Genomic DNA, 18,559 nt, shown 5'->3' on the forward strand with positions numbered 1-18,559 from the left:
GGCATCTGTCGTTAAATAAAGATGGATACAGTATTTCTGAATGGCGAGTTCATTGCGCAACAGCAGGCGACCGTCTCGGTATTTGACCGGGGCTTTCTGTTTGGCGATAGCGTATATGAAGTGATCCCCTTTTACCGGGGCCGGGGGTTCCGGCTGGATGAGCATCTGCAGCGACTCGAGCATAGCCTCCGAGCGATTCAGATCAATGCAGATTACGACTGGAAAACGATCTTAACCCGACTGGTAGATATGAATGGTGGCGGCAATCTGTCAGTGTACCTTCAGATCAGCCGGGGCTGTTCCGGTAACCGCAGTCATATTTATGCGGCTGATATGGTGCCCACGGTGTTTGCCTGCTGCAGCCCGATCAAGAATATATATGCTGCCGGGGCTGATTCTATCGCTGGTGTGCGGGCGATTGTAACCGCCGATCTGCGCTGGGGACGTTGTGATATTAAGAGTACCGGCCTGCTCCCCAATATACTGGTGATGCAGCAGGCACGGCAGGCAGGGGTGGATGAGGCCCTGATGATCCGGGATGGTCTGCTGACCGAAGGCGCTTCCTGTAACCTGATGCTGGTGGATAAGGGGGTGATCTACACCCCTAAACGGGGCTCTGAAATTCTCGGAGGTACTACCCGCGAGCTGATTCTGGAGCTGGCAGCGGAAGACGGGATTCCTACTCAGGAAGTGGATATCGATTATGACCGTCTGATGGCCGCTGATGAGGTCTGGATCAGTAGTTCAACCCGGGCGGTCGTGCCGGTGCTTGAAATTGATGGTCAGCCGGTGGCTGACGGAAATAAAGGCCCTCTGTGGGCAAGAATGTTTGAACTGTTTACCCGTTATCAGAATGATCTGATGAACGGCTGAGTATGCGAGAGATAGCGATGGCGCAACAAACTGAACAAGACGCACCGAAAATTGAGTTCCCCTGTCCCGATTACCCGATCAAGGTGATTGGCCGGGATGGCCCCGATTTTCAGGAGGTTGTGATCGAGGTGGTACGTATCCATGTGCCCGATCTGGATATCACTAAAATTGAGATTCAGGGTAGCCGTAAGGGAACTTTTGTCTCGCTGCGTATGAAGATTACCGCCACCGGGCATGACCAGCTTAAAGCGTTGCATGAGGATCTGCTGGGCACCGGGCGTGTGCAGATGGTGATGTGATGGCACTGTCTGAACAGATAGTGGTACGTGATCTGGGGCTGGTGGAATATCTGCCTGCCTGGCAGGCGATGCAACACTTTACTGCCGCAAGGGATGATAATACCGTTGATGAGATCTGGCTGCTGGAACATCACCCGGTGTTTACTCAGGGACATGCCGGTGATGCCGGACATCTCCTCAGCACCGGCGATATTCCGGTGGTTCAGGTTGATCGTGGTGGCCAGGTTACGTACCACGGGCCGGGTCAGTTGGTGGTCTACCTGTTGCTCAACCTGCGGCGGAAAAAGTTTGGCGTTAAAGAGCTGGTTGCGCGTATGGAAGCCAGTATTGTTGAGCTATTGGCGCACTATGGTGTCGACGCCTATGCCCGGGCGGATGCGCCCGGTGTTTACGTCAATGATGCAAAAATCTGCTCGCTGGGATTGCGGGTGCGTAAAGGCTGTTCGTTTCACGGACTGGCCTTTAATCTGGATATGGATCTCGAACCTTTTAACCGGATCAACCCTTGTGGTTATGCCGGTATGGCAGTTACCCGATTGAAAAACCTGGTCGACACGCTCGACAGGGAGTCCGTTAAGGATTTACTTACAGAAATACTGGTGAAAAGACTCGACTATAACGAGCGCACCAATGCTAACTCGTTGGAAGGTACTGATGTCTGAGAATAGTGAAAATGTGCAAAGTGCAGTTGCTGCAGCTGATAAGCCGCAGCGTGCTGAAGCGGGTGTCAAACTGCGCGGGGCCGAAAAAGTCTCCCGTATCCCGGTTAAGGTGATTCCCACCGAGCGGGATCAGATTCTGCGTAAGCCTGAGTGGCTGCGGGTATCCCTGGGCACCTCGCCCAAAGTGCAGGGGATCAAAAACAAGCTGCGTAAGCATAAACTGGCTTCGGTGTGTGAGGAAGCCAGCTGTCCGAATCTGGGTGAATGTTTCAGCCATGGTACCGCCACTTTTATGATTATGGGGGATATCTGTACCCGTCGCTGTCCATTCTGTGATGTTGCCCATGGCCGTCCCAAACCGTTGCCAGAAAATGAACCTGCTGAACTGGCTGAAGCGATTGCGGATATGGGGCTGCGCTATGTCGTGATTACCTCGGTGGATCGGGATGATCTGCGCGATGGTGGGGCAGAGCATTTTGCCCGTTGTATCACCGAAACCCGCAAAGCGGTTCCGTCGATTCAGGTGGAAACCCTGGTGCCTGATTTCCGTGGTCGCATGGATATCGCACTGGATGTGTTGCAACAAACGCCGCCGGATGTGTTTAACCATAATATGGAAACCGTACCGCGACTCTACCGTAAGGTGCGTCCGGGGGCTGATTATCAGTGGTCATTAGAGTTGCTGCAGAGATATAAACAGCGTTGTCCTGATGTGCGGACTAAATCTGGCCTGATGGTTGGCGTGGGTGAGACCAAGGAGGAGATTATCGCCGTGCTGAAAGATCTGCGGGCTCATGATGTGGATATGCTTACTATTGGTCAGTATCTGCAGCCCAGCCGCGATCATCTGCCGGTGGATCGTTATGTCACTCCGGAAGAGTTTGATGAATATGCGCAGGTAGCAAAAGAACTGGGCTTCTCACAGGTTGCCAGTGGGCCTCTGGTGCGTTCATCCTATCATGCCGATCTGCAGGCTAAAGGTGAAACAATCAGCTGATGCGGCGCGCTCAACTGCTTAAACTGCTGCTGTCAGTGGTGATTCTGCTAATCACCCTGGCGGTGGTGGAATATAAAATCGGCTGGTACAGCCTGCTGACATCCTGGCAGGGATTCTCAGCTGAAACGCTGGCGATGTTGGCGATCCTGTCGCTCAGCAGTAATGCGCTACGGGCATGGCGGATAAAAATCAGCTTTGAGTTACCTGCCTCCCGTTATCCCCGAATGTTTTACCTCAGCACCAACCATAACCTGCTCAACAATCTGTTACCGATGCGCACCGGTGAGGTGGCGTTTCCGGTACTGATCAAACGCTATTTTGGTATTGGGCTGATGAGTTCCTCTTCCCACCTCTTGCTCTATCGTCTGTTGGATCTGGTGGCGTTGCTGTCGGTTGCCGGGGTTCTGGCACTGTGGCAGCTGAACGCTATGGCCGCTGTTGGTCTGGCGTTGGTTACGGTCGCCGCCCTGCTGCTGTTTGATCGGGGTAAGCGTGTGGTTATCTGGCTGCTGGGACGGTTCAGTAATCAGAAACTGCAGCAACTGGCGCAGACATTTGCGGTATTACCAACCCGGGGTGGACACTTTAGCGCGATTGTTATTGTTACCTATGCGGTGTGGTTAACCAAGTTGCTGGCGTTTCTGGGGGTGGTGTTACAGCTGTCTCAGCTGACTCTGGTGCAGGCGGTTTCCAGTGTTGCGGTGGCGGATCTCTCCTCGATTCTGCCGATCCACGGCGTCGCGGGTTCTGGCACCTTTGAGGCAGCCTTTGTGCTGGCTGGAAAGTTCTATGCAATCGATACCACGGCGCTGCTTAAAGTTGCAGTACAGCTGCATCTGTTTCTGCTGCTGATGTCCTTTGTGGCTTTTGGCTTAGGCTGGCTGGTGGCGAAAGTTTTTTATCGTGAAGGGGTGCTGCCAGCCGAAGCTGAATGAGCTGCAGTGCTTGATATGACGGGCTTTACCTTCATATCAAAAGGGCTTTGTGATAGAGTCCGCTTACACTTTTTAATGATCTGAATCCGGATAATTTATGAAATCATTATCGATCGTCGTACCGATGTATAAAGAAGAGGATTGTGTTTTTCCGCTGGTTGAGCGGGTGCACGAGTGCCTCAGCGATTATGCCGGTAAGTGGGAACTTATCTGTGTCGATGATGGTAGTCCGGATAACACGGTTTCCCGGCTTTATGAAGCTCAGACTCAGTGGGGAGATCATCTGCGGGTAGTGGAGCTGCAGCGTAACTTTGGTCAGACCGCTGCGATGCAGGCGGGCATTGATGCCGCCCGGGGTGAAATTATTGTCACCATGGATGGCGATCTGCAAAATGATCCTGCCGATATACAGCGCATGATCGTTGAGATGGAAGAGCGTGACCTGGATATGTTGCAGGGCTGGCGCAAACAGCGGGAAGATGAGTCGACCCGTAAATTCTTCTCCCGTCAGGCCAACCGTCTGATCGCTAAAGTGACCAGTGTACGGTTGCATGACTATGGCTGCAGCCTGAAAGTTTATCGTGCCAGTGTCATCAAGCAGGTGCGCCTGTTTGGTGAGATGCACCGCTTTATTCCGGTATGGGTTGCTTCGGTGACCAAACCGTCACGTATTGGTGAGACCGTGGTTGATCACCATGCCCGTCAATTTGGCGAGTCTAAGTACGGTCTGTCCCGTACCTTCCGGGTCATCCTTGATCTGCTGGTGGTATTCTTCTTCCTGAAGTTTAAAGCCCGTCCCGGCCACTTCTTTGGTTACCTCGGTCTGGGCATGGGGGTGTTGGGTTCGTTGATTATGACCTGGCTGACAGGGGTTAAACTGTTCCTTGGAGAAGATATTGGTGGCCGTCCGCTGTTTATGATCGGTATCTTCCTGCTGGTGGTTTCTCTTCAGTTCATCACCACCGGTGTATTGGCAGAGATGATGTCGCGGATCTTCTTTGAAACGTCTAATACCCGCGGTTATACCTTGCGGGAAAAACTGAATAATGACGATGAAGGGCGCTGGTATGCCCCGCAACCCGACGTAACGGATGGGACCACTGCGCATGACGCCGACCCTGCGCCAAAGTAATCTGTTGCATTACGGGCTGCTGTTTGCCGCACTGTTTATAGCTTTCTTCTGGAATATCTGGGGCTTCTCTCTCTTCGATCTTGATGAGGGAGCCTTTTCTGAAGCCACCCGGGAGATGCTGGCCAACAGCAACTTTGCCGCGACCTATCTGGATGGTGAACCCCGTTACGATAAGCCCATACTGAGTTACTGGTTTCAGGCACTCAGCGTTACGCTGTTTGATCTGAGCGAGTTTTCACTGCGGCTGCCCTCCGCCATTGCAGCCAGTTGCTGGTTGCTGGCCTGTTATCGCTTCGCTCGTCAGCAATGGAACCGCACTACCGCGCTGTATACCGTGCTGATTATGGCGAATACCCTGTGGATCGGCATTATTGGTAAAGCCGCCATCGCTGATGCCTGGCTCAACCTGTTTCTCACCCTGACCCTGCTGGATATGTGGCGACACTGGGAGAACCCGACACGGTCGCTGCTGTTGCGGGTCTATCTGTGGATGGCGCTGGGTCTGCTGGCCAAAGGCCCGGTAGCGGTGCTGGTGCCACTGCTGGTCAGTGGTATCTTCTATCTGATTCAGGGAGCATGGCGTCGCTGGCTGGCCGCTATCTTCTATCTGCCGGGCTGGGTGTTGCTATTGGCTATCCTGACGCCATGGTTATGGCTGGTATATCAGGACCAGGGGCTGGGATTCTTTCAGGGCTTTCTGCTGGACCACAACCTGAAACGTTTCAGTGATACCCGGGAGGGACATGGCGGTAAGCTCTGGTATTACCTGTTTGCTCTGCCGCTGGTGCTGTTACCGTTCAGCGCGGCATTGTTTACCCTGCTGCGTAATTTGCGTGAGCTGTGTAAGGACTCACTAACGCTTTATCTCATGATATGGCTGGGCGTGGTTTTTGTACTGGTTTCATTCTCGGGCACTCAGCTACCGCATTATGTGGTGTACGGTATCAGCGGTTTGCTGATGTTGTTTGCCCATAATCGCGAACGTCTGTTCCGCAGTTGGGGGCTGGTATTTCCGCTACTGTTCTTCGTGCTGATGCTGGCATTGCCATGGATTCTAGAAGCTGCTGCAGGCAGCAGTAGAAAACTGTACGAGCGTGAGATGTTGGCGCGGGTCTGGGATGTGGCCGGCACCGCTTATATTACCGCCAGTATTGTTGCTTTGCTGTTAACGTTAGCAGTCATCTTTACCGCTAAACTGGAGCGTCCCGCGAAGTTTGTTGCGATCGGTTTTATTCAGACGCTGTTTGTATTTACCTTTTTTATTCAGGTGATGGCTGGATTACAGCAGCAACCGGTTCAGGAAGCGGCGGCGATTGCCCGTCAGCTGAGCGACAAACATGTGATCGCCTATGGCGTTCACCGGCCCAGCTTCAGTGTCTACCGTGATGCGATAACGCCGCAGGACCGTTCCCCTGAAGCGGGAGATGTGATCTTCACGGATGCAGATAACCTGTTGAAGCTGCAACAGAAAAATCCGGATGCAGTATTGGAGCTGCTGTTCAGTAAGGGTGGTATCAGACTGGTGGAGTGGCGTGATGCAAAACCTGCTGTCGCAAATTAAAACCTGCTTTATCGTCGCTGAGCTGCCTGCGCAGTTGCACCGTTCCAAAGAGCTTTTTAGCGAGCGGGATGACTCGCTGGCGTTAAAACGCTTAACACAGATCGCTCTGGCAATGCTGGGCGGGGCTTTGCTGCTCTGGCTGGTAGCCGGATATCACGGCGCATTTCATCTGTTTAATCAGTTTACCCCCTGTTTTCCTGCAACCTTCTGGCAGATCGTTACCTTTATGGGGGATACCACCTTTGTGCTGACCCTGGCGCTGCTGGTTGCCCGACGCAAGCCCGAGCTGCTCTGGGTGCTGTTTATTGCAGCGATCTATGGCACCCTGGCGACCCACGGATTGAAAACGCTGTTCGGCGCTGAGCGTCCTCCCGTGGCGTTATTAAGCGGGGAGTATAATCTGGTGGGCAAGGCGCTGAGAAATGGCAGTTTTCCCTCAGGTCACTCTTTTACGGCGTTTGCGTTTGTCGCAGTGGCTTATTACTTCTTTAACCATCGACACCTGCGTCTTGGTCTGCTGCTGTCAGGTGGGCTGATCGGTTTGAGTCGGGTGATGGTTGCAGCGCACTGGCCAGTTGATGTGCTGGTCGGTGGCGCACTGGGAATACTGATGACTGTGGCGGCGATCAAGACTGCCAGGTTATCCAATATTGGTTTTAGCAGACCGATGCACCTGTTTATTCTGTTCTTGCTGCTGGTGGCGGCACTGATGATTATGTCGGGACACAACGGTGGTTATCCGCAGGCACAGCTGTTTGCCAAAGTGATCGCTTTTGCTGCGCTACTGGTCTTTGTTTGTGAATACTTTCTGCCAGCACGGCATTCCAGACCTCGCTGATTCTTATCGATAGTAAACTACCTTTCCCGCTTGTATTTATCTTTAAATCACCGCTGCAATTGTGCAATAATACATATATTAGATCTTTCTTATATATTGTTAATTTAGGGTGTTTATTATGTCTGCCAACAAAGTTATCTCTGTCTCAACCACCATGAAAGAGGGCTGTCAGGTACATGCCGATATTCGTGGCCACAAAGTTACCATCGATCAGCCCAAGCAGGCGGGCGGCACCGATGAAGGTCCAACCCCTCTGGAGTTCTTTCTCTTTTCACTGGGAGGCTGCATCGCCAGTATTGCCCGTATTGCCGCCACTCAGCAGAAAATTGAGATGCGTTCTATCGACATCGATGTCGATGGCACTATGAATCCTGCCGGCCTGTTGGGTAAACCCACAGAGGACCGGGTTGGCTTCCAGACCATCACCGTCAGTGCAAAGATCGACGCCGACCTGAGTGAAGAAGAGAAACAGGCATTCTTTGAAGCGGTCTGTCACCGTTGTCCTCTGGATGACAATATAGCGCTGGAAACGAAAGTTACCCACTCTTTAGTTTAGAAGTCAGACGCGGCTGCGCCGCTTGCTGGTAGCCAGACCGCTGAACTTGTTCAGCGGTCTGCTTTGAATTTAATAAATCCTCAGACTGAAAAGGTATTCGACTATTGCGGAGGCCTGCTCTTCTGTGAGGTTGGTGAAGGCTGGCATGTCGGGGCGTGAGGGGTCTCCCTGGCGGATTAGCATGATTACCTGGTCTTTTTGCAGGGAGGTATATCTGTTCGCAGGGATGCCTTTCAGAAATTTACCGCTGCCATCGCTTTTATGGCAGGTCTCGCAGTAGAGACCATAAAGCTTTTCGCCATCGGTTGAGTCGGTTTGAGGAGTGCTATCAGAGCAGCCGTTTAGAAACAGGATGCATATAATGGATAAAATGATGGGTCTTGTTGCTATCACAGCCAGTTTCCTTCTGAGAACCTGTTATGAGTATCGCTTATCTGCTCAGCAGAGGTCAATTTCATCGTTTTACGTACATATCAAAGCACTCATTCTGGCAGATAGAACGGCAATTTTTCGTTTGCGGGTTTCAGCCACGTAGCGGTGCTATTCTCTTAGCGCTCTAAATTCAATTCGATTCCGGCCAGTTGGAGGGTGATTCCGCTTAGTGTCAGCCAGGGATCACCGAGGGCGCCCTTAATCTGTGCATCGGCCTCTGCGCAGTGGCTGAGCATGCTGTTGAGCGTGTCAGGTGAAAAACGGCTGGCCGCGTTGCGCATCTGGTTTTTACGATTGCCCCAGATCCGTTCACGCTGGCAGATGGTATCCAGCGGGGTGCCTTTCTGCAGGCCATTCTGGATAGCGATCAGCGAGCGGACTTCCCGGGCGATCGCCCACAGCGCAACTGAGGCTTCGGTACCTTCCTGGCGAAGGACCTCGATAATCTTATTACAACGGGGAATCTGTTGCAGGATGGCGGCTTCAGTCAGCCCGTAGATGTCGTAACGGGAACTGTCAGAGACACTGTCCATTACCATGTCTGCGGTAACGGTCTGTCCGGCGTACAGCAGATTGAGTTTATCCAGTTCCTGCTTGGCTGCCAGTAGGTTACCTTCGATCCGTTCACAGAGCAGTTGAACTGCATCAGACTCCAGCGTCAGGCCGATCTGCTGAGCGCGATTATTGATCCAGCCGGGAAGCTGTTGCAGTTCTACCGGCCAGACTTCAACAATTATGCCCTGCTGATCAATCGCTTTAAACCAGGCACTTCGTTTCGCTGTACCGTCGAGTTTATTCGCAATGATCAGTAATACATTGTCTTCAGCGGGCCGTTTCAGGTATTCCTGAAGTATGTCGCTGGCCTGCTTGTTGAGTTTGTGACTGCCCAGTCGGAGTTCAATAATCTTCTGTTCGGCAAACAGGGAGAGGGCATTGGCACATTCGAGCAGGTATTCCCACTTGAAGCCTCCCTCTACATGCAGGGTTTCCCGTTCACTGAAACCGATCGAGTGGAGGTGCTGACGCAGCAGGTCGCCACTCTCCTCAATCAGCAGGGTTTCGTCGCCGGTGAGCAGATAAACCGGAGCCGGTTGCGGGCCGAGTTTGTTGGCAAGCTGCTCCGGTTTTATCTTCATCGTGATCTAGGGAGTCGCAGGTTTCAGGTTGGCGTAGAGGCGCAGAATCTGGTTGGCCAGTTGCTGATCCATCTCTATATAAAGCTGTGCTTCCTGAGCGCTGCTGGCGGTCTCTTTATCAGAATCATAGTCATATGTGCGTTCCGCCAGCAGGGTGCGCTGGAGAACGGGGTTGCCCTGCGGATCTTTCACTATGAAATTGACTTTGGTGCTGAGTTCATACTCATCAATATCCGCATTGGCACCCAGGGTCGCTTCACGGCGGCTGCGCTTCTCAGAGATGATTTGTAGCAGATAACCGGCGCCTGCGTTAACCGCTATGCCGTTGGCTTCCAGCAGTCGGCGAAGCACAGGCTCGAGCTGACTGCGGGAACGTTCAGGGGTGATTAGCGTGAGCTGCCGTAACGGTTCAGCGATATCTGCACTACCGCGCAGGTGAAAACCGCATGCGGACAGTAGCAGGCAACAAGCCGTCAGCAAAATAACAGCTGAAAAACGGTTCCGACAGCGTTTCATCCCTGACCCCTTAACCAACAACGATGTTGACGAGTTTATTTGGCACGACAATCTGTTTGCGGATGGTCTTGCCATCGAGGTGGCGCTGAACCCCTTCATCAGCCAGGGCTGTATGCAGCACAATGCTCTCATCCGAGTCTGCAGGTACGGTGATTTTGCCTCTTACCTTGCCATTCACCTGCACCACCATCTGTACGTTAGCGAGTGTCATCGCAGATTCATCGACTACAGGCCACGGGGCATCCAGCAGGTTACTGCTGTTACCCAGATCGGCCCACAGCTGATGGGTGATGTGCGGTACGATCGGCGCCAGCAGTTGTACGGCGGCGCTCAGTGCTTCGCGAACGACGGCGCGCCCCTGATCGCTGGCATCAACAAAGCGGCTGATTGCGTTGCTCAGTTCCATCACCGCCGCGATAGCGGTGTTGAAGGTCTGGCGGCGCTCGATGTCATCGGATACTTTTTTGATGGTCTCGTGTGTTTTACGACGCAGCTCTTTCTGACGGTCATCAAGGCTGTCCGGATCAAGCGCAACGATCTCACCGGGATACTGGAGATGGTCATAAACCAGTTTCCAGAGGCGACGCAGGAAGCGATGAGCGCCTTCCACGCCGGAGTCAGACCACTCCAGTGATTGCTCGGGCGGAGCGGCAAACATCATAAACAGGCGCACGGTGTCAGCACCGTATTTGTCGATCATCACCTGTGGATCGATACCGTTGTTCTTCGACTTAGACATCTTGCCCATGCCTGCCGATTCAACCGCTTCACCATCGGCAATATGGACCGCTTTGATTACCCGGCCTTTTTCATCCCGCTCAACTTTGACCTCTGTGGGGGAGATCCAGATTTTGCCGCCATTGTCATCTTCGCGGTAGTAGGTGTCAGCCAGCACCATTCCCTGACACAGCAGGCGTTCAAATGGCTCATCAGAGTTCACCAGACCTTCATCGCGCATCAGCTTGTGGAAGAAGCGGGAGTAGAGCAGGTGCAGAATCGCGTGTTCGATACCACCGATATACTGGTTCACGGGCAGCCAGTAATTAGCGGCTTCAGGTTCCAGCATGGACTCTGCATTACGGCAGGCGTAACGGGCGTAATACCAGGAAGATTCCATAAAGGTATCAAAGGTGTCGGTTTCCCGCTCAGCTGCACCGCCACATTTGGGGCAGGTGGTTTGCTTAAAACTGTCCATTTTTTTGATCGGTGAACCAACGCCATCAAAGGTAACATCAACTGGCAAAACCACCGGCAACTGATCTTCAGGCACTGGCACAGCACCACAGCTGTCGCAGTTGATAACAGGAATCGGCGTGCCCCAGTAACGCTGCCGGGAGACACCCCAGTCACGCAGGCGGTAGTTGATGGTGATTTTGCCTTTACCCTTGCTATGAAGCTCGGAGGCTATCGCTTTGAAGGCAACATCGAAATCCAGTTCATCAAAGCTGCCAGAGTTTACCAGTACGCCTTTCTCAGTGAACGCTTCCTCATCGAGATTGATCGGGGTGTTGCTGTCGGCAGGACGGATAACCTGCTTGATCGGCAGACCATACTTTTTGGCAAATTCGTAATCGCGCTGGTCGTGGGCCGGAACAGACATGACGGCACCAGAACCGTATTCCATCAACACGAAGTTAGCTGTCCACACCGGAACCTTCTGTCCGGTCAGTGGGTGGGTTGCCTCAATGCCCAGGGCAAAGCCCTTTTTCTCCATGGTGGCCATATCCGCTTCAGCCACTTTCATATTTTTGCTTTCACTGACGAAGGCGGCCAGCTCGGCATTATTGGTTGCTGCCTGTTGCACCAGAGGGTGGCCGGGGGCGACGGCAACATAGGTTACACCCAGCAGGGTGTCAGGGCGTGTGGTGAACACTTCAAGCTCGCCAAAACCATCCACGTGGAAGCTCAGTTCAACACCTTCAGAACGGCCGATCCAGTTGCGCTGCATGGTGCGGACCTGTTCCGGCCACTCTTCGAGCTTGTCCAGATCATCGAGCAACTCATCGGCATAATCGGTGATTTTCAGAAACCACTGAGGAATCTTTTTACGCTCAACCAGCGCACCTGAGCGCCAGCCGCGGCCATCGATTACCTGTTCGTTTGCCAGAACGGTCTGATCGACCGGGTCCCAGTTCACCTCAGAGTCTTTTTTGTATACCAGACCTTTTTCCATCAGGCGGGTAAAGAACCATTGCTCCCAGCGATAATATGATGGGTGGCAGGTGGCTACCTCGCGGCTCCAGTCATAACCAAAGCCCATCTGGTCCAGCTGATTACGCATGTAATCGATGTTTTCATAGGTCCAGTTGGCGGGCGGAACATTATTTTTCAGAGCCGCGTTTTCCGCAGGCAGACCGAACGCATCCCACCCCATCGGTTGCAGGACGTTCTTGCCCTGCATCCGCTGGTAGCGTGAAACCACATCGCCAATGGTGTAGTTGCGTACATGCCCCATGTGTAGCCGACCGCTTGGGTAGGGAAACATCGACAGGCAGTAGAACTTTTCTTTGGACTGGTCTTCCGTGGCTTTGAAGCTTTGGTTGTCGACCCAGTGTTTCTGGACTTCAGGTTCTATATGCTGCGGTTTGTATTGTTCGTTCATTTTGACTCTGATGATAAAAACCGGCGGATGTTGGACGCCGGTCAATGGAATATTTTGTCTGTGGCGCATAGGATACAATATATGCCATGCTACATATAGTTTTTAGTCGGCTTTGGAGATGGATATGAGCAACAATAGCAGTGGAAAAGATCGTAGTGCTCAGTATGATCGGGTGCTGAGCCGGTTACGTCGTGAACTGGAATCCGCTGAGCATCGTTCCTGGGAGTATCTGCAGGAGAAAATTGAAGAGGCTGTCGAGCTGGAACTGACTGCCGAAGAGATGACCCGGGATGAGATGGATCTGCTCAGTGCCTATCTGAAAAAAGATCTTAAACAGCTCGGTTATTATGCCCATGAGACCGGTGAAGGGGTTGCTGCATGGCTTAATTTTGATCTCAATGCGCTGGAGCAGACGGTGGCACAACAGTTAATGGATCTGGCTGATCGCACCCGTATCGGCATCACCGAGCTGGAACAGCGCCTGGCGGAGGGAGAGGACTACTACGCCGCCGGTGACACGGCGGCGGCAGGCACTTTTGTCTGTGTCGACTGTGGTGAGCAGATCTCTAACACCCATACCGCGCCCCTGAGCGCCTGCCCCAAGTGTGGTTCAGAAACCTTTACGCGACTGTCGGCGCCGTGGAGCGGTGAACAGACCGAATAGCAACATCAGGCCTGTTACTACCTGCAGGGGTTTGATCCCCCATTCCTGATAAGGCGTCAGCCCCTGCATCCGCTGCACCTCACCGATCATCACCGCTTGTTGATATTGCGGTACAGTGGTGCTGATATTTCCGTCAGGGCTGATCAGTGCACTGATACCGTTATTGGTTGAACGAATCAGCCAGCGGCCGGTCTCCAGCGCCCGCATCCGCGCTATCTGCAGATGTTGCGCCGGTGCGCTTGAATGGCCAAACCAGGTATCGTTGCTGACAGTCAGCAGCAGATCGCTGCTCAGACTTTGCTGTCGCACTAACTCCGGATAGGCGATCTCGTAGCAGATAAATGGCGCAATCTGGCTGCCTGCTGCTTCCAGTAGCGGCTGATCCGGTGATCCGAGACTGAACTCCGACATCGGCAGGTCAAAGAAGTCGATAATGCCGCGTAACTGTCGTTCCAGTGGCACATATTCGCCGAAAGGGACCAGTCGCTGTTTATCGTAGTTGCCGCTGCCGCCAGCAAACAGAGTGAGGCTATTGGTGTAGCGTTTTCCCTTTGGTTGTTCCGAATCGATATAGACCGTTGGAATACCGCTGATCATCGCGGTATGGCTCTCCTCCAGCCTCTCCGTGAACGGGCTGAGCATTACTCTGGCTTTCGGATAGAAGGTCGGGATGGCTGTTTCAGGCCAGATCAGCAGGTCCACTTTATCGCTGTCCAGGCTCAGGTCGACATAGGTTTGCAGGATATGTTCAAGTTCGCCCCGCTGCCACTTCTGTTGTTGCGGGATATTGGCCTGAACCGCCATGACGCTGACCGGCTCACCCACCGGGAGCGTCCAGCTCTGGGGAATCTGATGCTGCTGTACGGCAATCAGGGGCAGCCCTACAGTCATCAGAATGGTTGCTGCCTGAAGGGGATGTTTCAGGCGCTTAAAAAAGGTGACCAACAGGGTGCTGCTCAGGACTACATAGAGGCTGAGCAGCCAGACTCCCCCCAGTGGCGCAAAGATGGCCAGCGGCGTATCGATCAGACCGTAGCCCAGATAGAGCCATGGGAAACCGGTGAACAGCCAGCTGCGCAGCCACTCGAAGGCTATCCAGAGCGCGCAGAACCCAGCTACATTGCGAAAAAAACGGCTGTAGAGCCAACCCTGCAGGGCAAACAGAAGCGCCAGGGCGGCGACAAACAGTGCCGTCATTGAACCGGCCAGCAACCCCGAGGCATTGCTGTGCTCATGGATACTGACAAACACCCATGACACGCCGGCGCCAAAGAAACCGAGTCCATAACACCAGCCCAGCCAGGCGCCTGCCCGGGGTGTGCAGTTGTGTAACAGAATAAACAGTATGGCAACAGAAACGCCGCCCAGATACCAGTAGTCAAAGGGGGCCAGCGACAGGGGGGCGAGGGCGCCGGTGATCATACAGAGTATGATCCGCCAGAAAAGAAACGCTGTGCGGTTAGCCATCAGTAATCTGCCGGGGTTGTCCGGATAACCTGAAGCAGACGGATTCGCCGGTTGTCTGCGCTGAGAACTTTAAAGGTAAATGTATCAATTTCCACTGTTTCGTCCTTGCGAGGCAGATGGCCAAATTTCTGTGTCACCAGTCCGCCGATCGTGTCAAATTCATCATCTGGCATGCCGATATCGAAAAACTCGTTGAAATCTTCAATCGGCGTCAGGGCTTTGACAATATAACCGTTATCATCAAAGGGTTTGATATTGCCCTCATCATCTTCAACATCGTGCTCATCCTCGATCTGGCCGACGATCTGTTCCAGTACATCTTCGATGGTGATAACGCCGGAGACACCGGCATATTCATCGACAACGATTGCCATATGGTTACGGGTGGCACGGAACTCTTTGAGCAGCACGTTAAGACGCTTACTTTCGGGGATAAAGGTAGCCTTGCGGACGTGCTGCCTGATATCAAAGTTTTCCAGGTTGTTGTCGTCAAGAATCAGTGACAGCAGGTCTTTGGCGAGCAGCACGCCGAGAATATCATCCGGGTTTTCACCGATAACCGGAAAACGGGAGTGTGCTGAGGAGATAATAATCGGCAGAAACTCTTTAGGGGTCTGGTCGGCTTCAACCACCACCATCTGTGAGCGGGGAATCATCACGTCCCGCACCTGCTGGTCGGCTACCTGCATCGCCCCTTCGATTATACTGAATGCTTCCTGGTCGAGAACATTTTCGTCGGTGGCGTCTTTCAGGTCTGCCAGCAGGTCTTCACGGGTTTTAGGTTCATCAGAAAATATCTGGGTGAGTTTCCCCAGCCAGGACTTTTGCTGACCATTTCCCGATCGCTCATCGCTCATGTGGTGCTCCGTAGTTTCACTATCTCGCTTACTCAGTTAACAGATAGGGGTCGGGAATATTCAGACTGGCGAGAATCTCCCGCTCCAGCTGTTCCATCTCTTCCGCTTCATCGCTATTTATATGGTCGAATCCAAGCAGATGCAAGACTCCGTGTACTACCATATGGCACCAATGGTTAAATAATGGCTTGTTTTGCTCGTCGGCTTCCCTGGCGACGACCTCGGCACACACTACCAGATCGCCCAGCAGTGACAGCTCTATACCTTCGGGTACCTCGAAGGGAAAGGATAGCACGTTGGTGGAACTGTCCTTGCCCCGGTACTGGTGATTGAGTTCACGACTTTCCTCGGGAGAGACGATACGCACCGAGAGTTCCGCTTCGTCCAGCCGCCCATGCAATGCCGCAGCAACCCACTGTGTCAGTTGCTCTTCCGAGGGCAGGTTGTGATCCTCTATCTGGCACTGGCGGTCAACAAAATAGCTCATCGTTTGTCCTGTGGCTGATCGGCGCGTTGTTCCTGGCGTTTATCGTACTCGTCATAGGCTTCAACAATGTGACCCACCAGTGGGTGACGCACCACATCTTTGGCGGTAAACCGGGTAAAGCCGATCCCTTTCACATCCTGAAGTACTTCACTGGCATGGATTAAACCGGACCGGACCCCTTTGGGCAGGTCGATCTGCGTGGTATCGCCGGTAATCACTGCGGTAGAGCCAAAGCCGATCCGGGTGAGAAACATCTTCATCTGTTCCCGGGTGGTGTTCTGGCTTTCATCGAGAATAACGAAAGAGCCATTAAGGGTCCGGCCACGCATATAGGCCAGTGGGGCGACTTCGATCACATTGCGTTCAATCAGTTTGCTGACCCGCTCAATCCCCAACATCTCATAAAGGGCGTCATACAGTGGGCGCAGGTAAGGGTCAACTTTCTGGCTCAGATCGCCGGGGAGGAAGCCCAGCTTTTCACCCGCTTCAACCGCCGGGCGGACCAGCAGGATACGGCTGACTTCCTCGCGTTCCAACGCTTCGCAGGCGCAGGCCACCGCCAGATAGGTCTTGCCGGTGCCGGCGGGGCCAATACCGAAATTGATATCATGGGTCAGGATAGAGCGTACGTAGCCCTGCTGATTGGGGCCACGGGGGCGGATCAGAGTTTTGCGGGTCTGGATGGTAATATCTGCCTGGTAGACCGGTGCTGCTGGTGTGCCACCGGTCAGTTGCTCAACGCCAGACTGTTGTAATAGCAGGTGGATCTGATCCGGAGTGATCTGCTCGCCCTGCTGGGCATCTTCATACAGTTGCTCCAGCATCTTGGCTCCCGCACGGACGACATTGGATCTGCCCGCCAGTTTGAAGCTGTTGCCCCGGTTGCTGATCTCTATGCCGAGTCGTTGTTCAATCAGACGCAGATGCTCATCGAGCTGGCCGCACAGGTTGGACAGGTGTTGCGGATTATCCGGTTCCAGAGTGAGCTGAATGGTTTGCGCTGTGTTCAAAAACGAGTCCTTTAATAGAGAGATACTGTTAAGTTTAGCAGGATGCCGGGTTATGCCGACCGGCATGTTGAATCATTGCCAGCCCTGATCCAGTTCTGAGGCGACTAACTCCCCCAGCAGTGAGTTGCTGTATGCTTCGACGATACGGACATCGGCGAAGTGGCCGATCAGATCGGGATTATCGCAGCGAAAGTTAACCACCCGGTTATTTTCGGTGCGTCCCTGTAGCATACCCGGGTCTTTACGGGAGTAATCGGTGACCAGAATCCGTTGTACCGAATCGACCATCCGGCGGCTGATCTGCATCGCCTGCTGGGTGATACGCGCCTGCAGAATATTGAGGCGCTCTTTCTTGGTGTCGTCGGAGACATCATCGGGGAGATCAGCGGCCGGGGTCCCCGGGCGGCGGCTATAGATAAAACTATAGGAGTTATCAAAGCCGATCTCGGCGATCAGGTTCATGGTGGCTTCGAAATCGGCATCGGTTTCACCGGGGAAACCCACGATAAAGTCGGATGACAGGGTGATGTCGGGCCGGGCGGCCCTGATTTTACGAATCAGGGACTTGTATTCCAACGCCATATGGCCTCGTTTCATCGCCATCAGAATCCGGTCAGAACCACTTTGTACCGGCAGATGCAGGAAACTCACCAGTTCAGGTACTTCGCGATAAACCTCTACCAGGCTGTCGCTGAATTCAACCGGGTGGGAGGTGGTAAAGCGGATACGATCGATACCATCGATGGCAGCCACGCAGCGAATCAGTTCAGCCAGATCTGCACTGTCGCCATCGTGGGTGGCTCCCCGATAAGCATTAACATTCTGACCCAGCAGATGGATCTCCCGTACCCCCTGCTCGGACAGTTCCACCGCTTCAGTAATGATATCATCCAGCGGCCGGCTGACCTCCTCTCCACGGGTGTAGGGCACCACGCAGAACGTGCAGTATTTGCTGCAACCTTCCATTACCGAGACAAAGGCTTCAGCACCTTCAACCCGGGGCGCGGGCAGGTGATCAAATTTCTCGATTTCAGGAAAACTGATATCGACAATCCCTTTCTTCTGCGTGCCGGTGTTGGTGAGATCAATCATCTCTGGAAGGCGGTGCAGGGTTTGCGGCCCGAAGATCATATCGACATAGGGGGCGCGTTTCAGAATAGCGTCTCCCTCCTGGGAGGCGACGCAGCCGCCGACACCGATCTTCAGCTCCGGATTCTTCGCTTTCAGCTTGCGCCAGCGACCCAGTTGATGAAACACCTTTTCCTGCGCTTTTTCACGAATGGAACAGGTGTTCAGGAGCAGTACATCCGCCTCGGCCTGATTGTCGGTTAACTCAAGTTCATGGCTTTCGCCCAGCAGATCCGCCATACGGGCTGAATCGTACTCGTTCATCTGGCAACCGTGGGTTTTAATGAATAGCTTTTTGGCCATTGCACACCTGTTCTGCATCGTGGAGAAATTAAAAGGGCGGGAATTATACTTTATGGCAATCCGGCTGCATAGTTTTTAACCGCTCAGGAAATCACTTGTAATCA

The 18,559-nt window shown here is 53.3% G+C and carries 19 protein-coding genes; 10 read left to right on the top strand and 9 right to left on the bottom strand.

Translation table 11 applies throughout. The annotated features are described in order from the left end of the window. Positions 1-21: 21 nt before the first annotated feature. From OCU43_RS02355 to OCU43_RS02395, 9 genes are all read left to right on the top strand, one after another. Positions 22-873 carry an aminotransferase class IV gene (locus OCU43_RS02355; RefSeq protein ID WP_091362017.1) on the top strand — a complete coding sequence of 284 codons (852 nt, stop codon included), beginning with the start codon at positions 22-24 and terminating at the stop codon, positions 871-873. Between the two features lie 17 nt (positions 874-890). Beyond that, the gene (locus tag OCU43_RS02360; protein ID WP_091362057.1) at positions 891-1,172 is read left to right on the top strand and encodes a YbeD family protein; all 282 of its coding nucleotides are present in this window, start codon (positions 891-893) and stop codon (positions 1,170-1,172) included. Further along, positions 1,172-1,834 (top strand): lipoyl(octanoyl) transferase LipB, encoded by a 663-nt coding sequence (lipB, locus tag OCU43_RS02365; RefSeq protein ID WP_175483618.1) that lies wholly within the window; start codon positions 1,172-1,174, stop codon positions 1,832-1,834. The genes OCU43_RS02360 and lipB overlap by 1 nt, the downstream gene beginning before the upstream one ends. Further along, positions 1,827-2,831 carry a lipoyl synthase gene (gene lipA, locus OCU43_RS02370; RefSeq protein ID WP_091362018.1) on the top strand — a complete coding sequence of 335 codons (1,005 nt, stop codon included), beginning with the start codon at positions 1,827-1,829 and terminating at the stop codon, positions 2,829-2,831. The genes lipB and lipA overlap by 8 nt, the downstream gene beginning before the upstream one ends. Next, positions 2,831-3,766 (top strand): lysylphosphatidylglycerol synthase domain-containing protein, encoded by a 936-nt coding sequence (locus OCU43_RS02375; RefSeq protein WP_091362020.1) that lies wholly within the window; start codon positions 2,831-2,833, stop codon positions 3,764-3,766. Before lipA ends, OCU43_RS02375 begins: the two co-directional genes overlap by 1 nt. 97 nt (positions 3,767-3,863) lie before the next feature. Beyond that, entirely contained in the window at positions 3,864-4,898 is a 1,035-nt protein-coding gene (locus OCU43_RS02380) for a glycosyltransferase family 2 protein (RefSeq protein WP_091362022.1), read from the top strand. Next, positions 4,858-6,459 (top strand): ArnT family glycosyltransferase, encoded by a 1,602-nt coding sequence (locus OCU43_RS02385; RefSeq protein WP_091362024.1) that lies wholly within the window; start codon positions 4,858-4,860, stop codon positions 6,457-6,459. The genes OCU43_RS02380 and OCU43_RS02385 overlap by 41 nt, the downstream gene beginning before the upstream one ends. Continuing rightward, positions 6,434-7,297: a phosphatase PAP2 family protein gene (locus OCU43_RS02390; protein WP_175483619.1), complete on the top strand. Its 864-nt coding sequence runs from the start codon at positions 6,434-6,436 to the stop codon at positions 7,295-7,297. Before OCU43_RS02385 ends, OCU43_RS02390 begins: the two co-directional genes overlap by 26 nt. A 118-nt stretch (positions 7,298-7,415) precedes the next feature. Beyond that, positions 7,416-7,853 (top strand): OsmC family protein, encoded by a 438-nt coding sequence (locus OCU43_RS02395; protein WP_091362027.1) that lies wholly within the window; start codon positions 7,416-7,418, stop codon positions 7,851-7,853. A gap of 69 nt (positions 7,854-7,922) precedes the next feature. Here OCU43_RS02395 and OCU43_RS22265 read toward each other — a convergent pair whose 3' ends face one another. The 4 genes from OCU43_RS22265 to leuS form a co-directional block, all read right to left on the bottom strand. After that, positions 7,923-8,246 carry a c-type cytochrome gene (locus OCU43_RS22265; RefSeq protein WP_175483620.1) on the bottom strand — a complete coding sequence of 108 codons (324 nt, stop codon included), beginning with the start codon at positions 8,244-8,246 and terminating at the stop codon, positions 7,923-7,925. Between the two features lie 155 nt (positions 8,247-8,401). Continuing rightward, positions 8,402-9,421, bottom strand: a complete 1,020-nt coding sequence (holA, locus tag OCU43_RS02400) for a DNA polymerase III subunit delta (protein WP_091362030.1) — start codon at positions 9,419-9,421, stop codon at positions 8,402-8,404. Positions 9,422-9,427: 6 nt separating this feature from the next. Then, on the bottom strand, positions 9,428-9,937 hold the full coding sequence (locus OCU43_RS02405) for an LPS-assembly lipoprotein LptE (protein WP_175483621.1): 510 nt from the start codon (positions 9,935-9,937) through the stop codon (positions 9,428-9,430). 10 nt (positions 9,938-9,947) lie between these two features. Beyond that, on the bottom strand, positions 9,948-12,539 hold the full coding sequence (gene leuS / locus OCU43_RS02410; RefSeq protein ID WP_091362033.1) for a leucine--tRNA ligase: 2,592 nt from the start codon (positions 12,537-12,539) through the stop codon (positions 9,948-9,950). 124 nt (positions 12,540-12,663) lie between these two features. On the opposite strand from leuS, the gene OCU43_RS02415 reads away from it, so the two are divergent. Then, a complete protein-coding gene (locus OCU43_RS02415; RefSeq protein WP_091362035.1) occupies positions 12,664-13,203 on the top strand; it encodes a zinc ribbon-containing protein in 540 nt (179 codons plus the stop codon). Here the strand turns inward: OCU43_RS02415 and lnt are convergent. The 5 genes from lnt to miaB form a co-directional block, all read right to left on the bottom strand. Then, positions 13,150-14,670, bottom strand: coding sequence for an apolipoprotein N-acyltransferase (gene lnt / locus OCU43_RS02420; RefSeq protein WP_091362036.1), 1,521 nt, complete (start codon positions 14,668-14,670; stop codon positions 13,150-13,152). The genes OCU43_RS02415 and lnt overlap by 54 nt on opposite strands. Beyond that, on the bottom strand, positions 14,670-15,527 hold the full coding sequence (locus OCU43_RS02425; protein ID WP_091362038.1) for a CorC family transporter: 858 nt from the start codon (positions 15,525-15,527) through the stop codon (positions 14,670-14,672). Before OCU43_RS02425 ends, lnt begins: the two co-directional genes overlap by 1 nt. Positions 15,528-15,555: 28 nt before the next feature. Beyond that, positions 15,556-16,014, bottom strand: a complete 459-nt coding sequence (ybeY, locus tag OCU43_RS02430) for an rRNA maturation RNase YbeY (protein WP_091362039.1) — start codon at positions 16,012-16,014, stop codon at positions 15,556-15,558. Next, a complete protein-coding gene (locus tag OCU43_RS02435; protein WP_091362060.1) occupies positions 16,011-17,024 on the bottom strand; it encodes a PhoH family protein in 1,014 nt (337 codons plus the stop codon). The genes ybeY and OCU43_RS02435 overlap by 4 nt, the downstream gene beginning before the upstream one ends. Before the next feature lie 72 nt (positions 17,025-17,096). After that, positions 17,097-18,455: a tRNA (N6-isopentenyl adenosine(37)-C2)-methylthiotransferase MiaB gene (gene miaB / locus OCU43_RS02440; RefSeq protein ID WP_091362041.1), complete on the bottom strand. Its 1,359-nt coding sequence runs from the start codon at positions 18,453-18,455 to the stop codon at positions 17,097-17,099. Positions 18,456-18,559: the final 104 nt, after the last annotated feature.

It is taken from the genome of Amphritea atlantica (assembly GCF_024347255.1).
Taxonomy (GTDB): Bacteria; Pseudomonadota; Gammaproteobacteria; order Pseudomonadales; family Balneatricaceae; genus Amphritea; species Amphritea atlantica.

Excerpts from the sequence above, each read along its gene's own strand:
- OCU43_RS02355 (WP_091362017.1), top strand. The coding sequence starts at position 22 with ATGGATACAGTATTTCTGAATGGCGAGTTCATTGCGCAACAGCAGGCG.
- OCU43_RS02360 (WP_091362057.1), top strand. The coding sequence starts at position 891 with ATGGCGCAACAAACTGAACAAGACGCACCGAAAATTGAGTTCCCCTGT.
- lipB (WP_175483618.1), top strand. The coding sequence starts at position 1,172 with ATGGCACTGTCTGAACAGATAGTGGTACGTGATCTGGGGCTGGTGGAA.
- lipA (WP_091362018.1), top strand. The coding sequence starts at position 1,827 with ATGTCTGAGAATAGTGAAAATGTGCAAAGTGCAGTTGCTGCAGCTGAT.
- OCU43_RS02375 (WP_091362020.1), top strand. The coding sequence starts at position 2,831 with ATGCGGCGCGCTCAACTGCTTAAACTGCTGCTGTCAGTGGTGATTCTG.
- OCU43_RS02380 (WP_091362022.1), top strand. The coding sequence starts at position 3,864 with ATGAAATCATTATCGATCGTCGTACCGATGTATAAAGAAGAGGATTGT.
- OCU43_RS02385 (WP_091362024.1), top strand. The coding sequence starts at position 4,858 with ATGGGACCACTGCGCATGACGCCGACCCTGCGCCAAAGTAATCTGTTG.
- OCU43_RS02390 (WP_175483619.1), top strand. The coding sequence starts at position 6,434 with ATGCAAAACCTGCTGTCGCAAATTAAAACCTGCTTTATCGTCGCTGAG.
- OCU43_RS02395 (WP_091362027.1), top strand. The coding sequence starts at position 7,416 with ATGTCTGCCAACAAAGTTATCTCTGTCTCAACCACCATGAAAGAGGGC.
- holA (WP_091362030.1), bottom strand. The coding sequence starts at position 9,421 with ATGAAGATAAAACCGGAGCAGCTTGCCAACAAACTCGGCCCGCAACCG.
- OCU43_RS02405 (WP_175483621.1), bottom strand. The coding sequence starts at position 9,937 with ATGAAACGCTGTCGGAACCGTTTTTCAGCTGTTATTTTGCTGACGGCT.
- leuS (WP_091362033.1), bottom strand. The coding sequence starts at position 12,539 with ATGAACGAACAATACAAACCGCAGCATATAGAACCTGAAGTCCAGAAA.
- OCU43_RS02415 (WP_091362035.1), top strand. The coding sequence starts at position 12,664 with ATGAGCAACAATAGCAGTGGAAAAGATCGTAGTGCTCAGTATGATCGG.
- lnt (WP_091362036.1), bottom strand. The coding sequence starts at position 14,670 with ATGGCTAACCGCACAGCGTTTCTTTTCTGGCGGATCATACTCTGTATG.
- OCU43_RS02425 (WP_091362038.1), bottom strand. The coding sequence starts at position 15,527 with ATGAGCGATGAGCGATCGGGAAATGGTCAGCAAAAGTCCTGGCTGGGG.
- ybeY (WP_091362039.1), bottom strand. The coding sequence starts at position 16,014 with ATGAGCTATTTTGTTGACCGCCAGTGCCAGATAGAGGATCACAACCTG.
- miaB (WP_091362041.1), bottom strand. The coding sequence starts at position 18,455 with ATGGCCAAAAAGCTATTCATTAAAACCCACGGTTGCCAGATGAACGAG.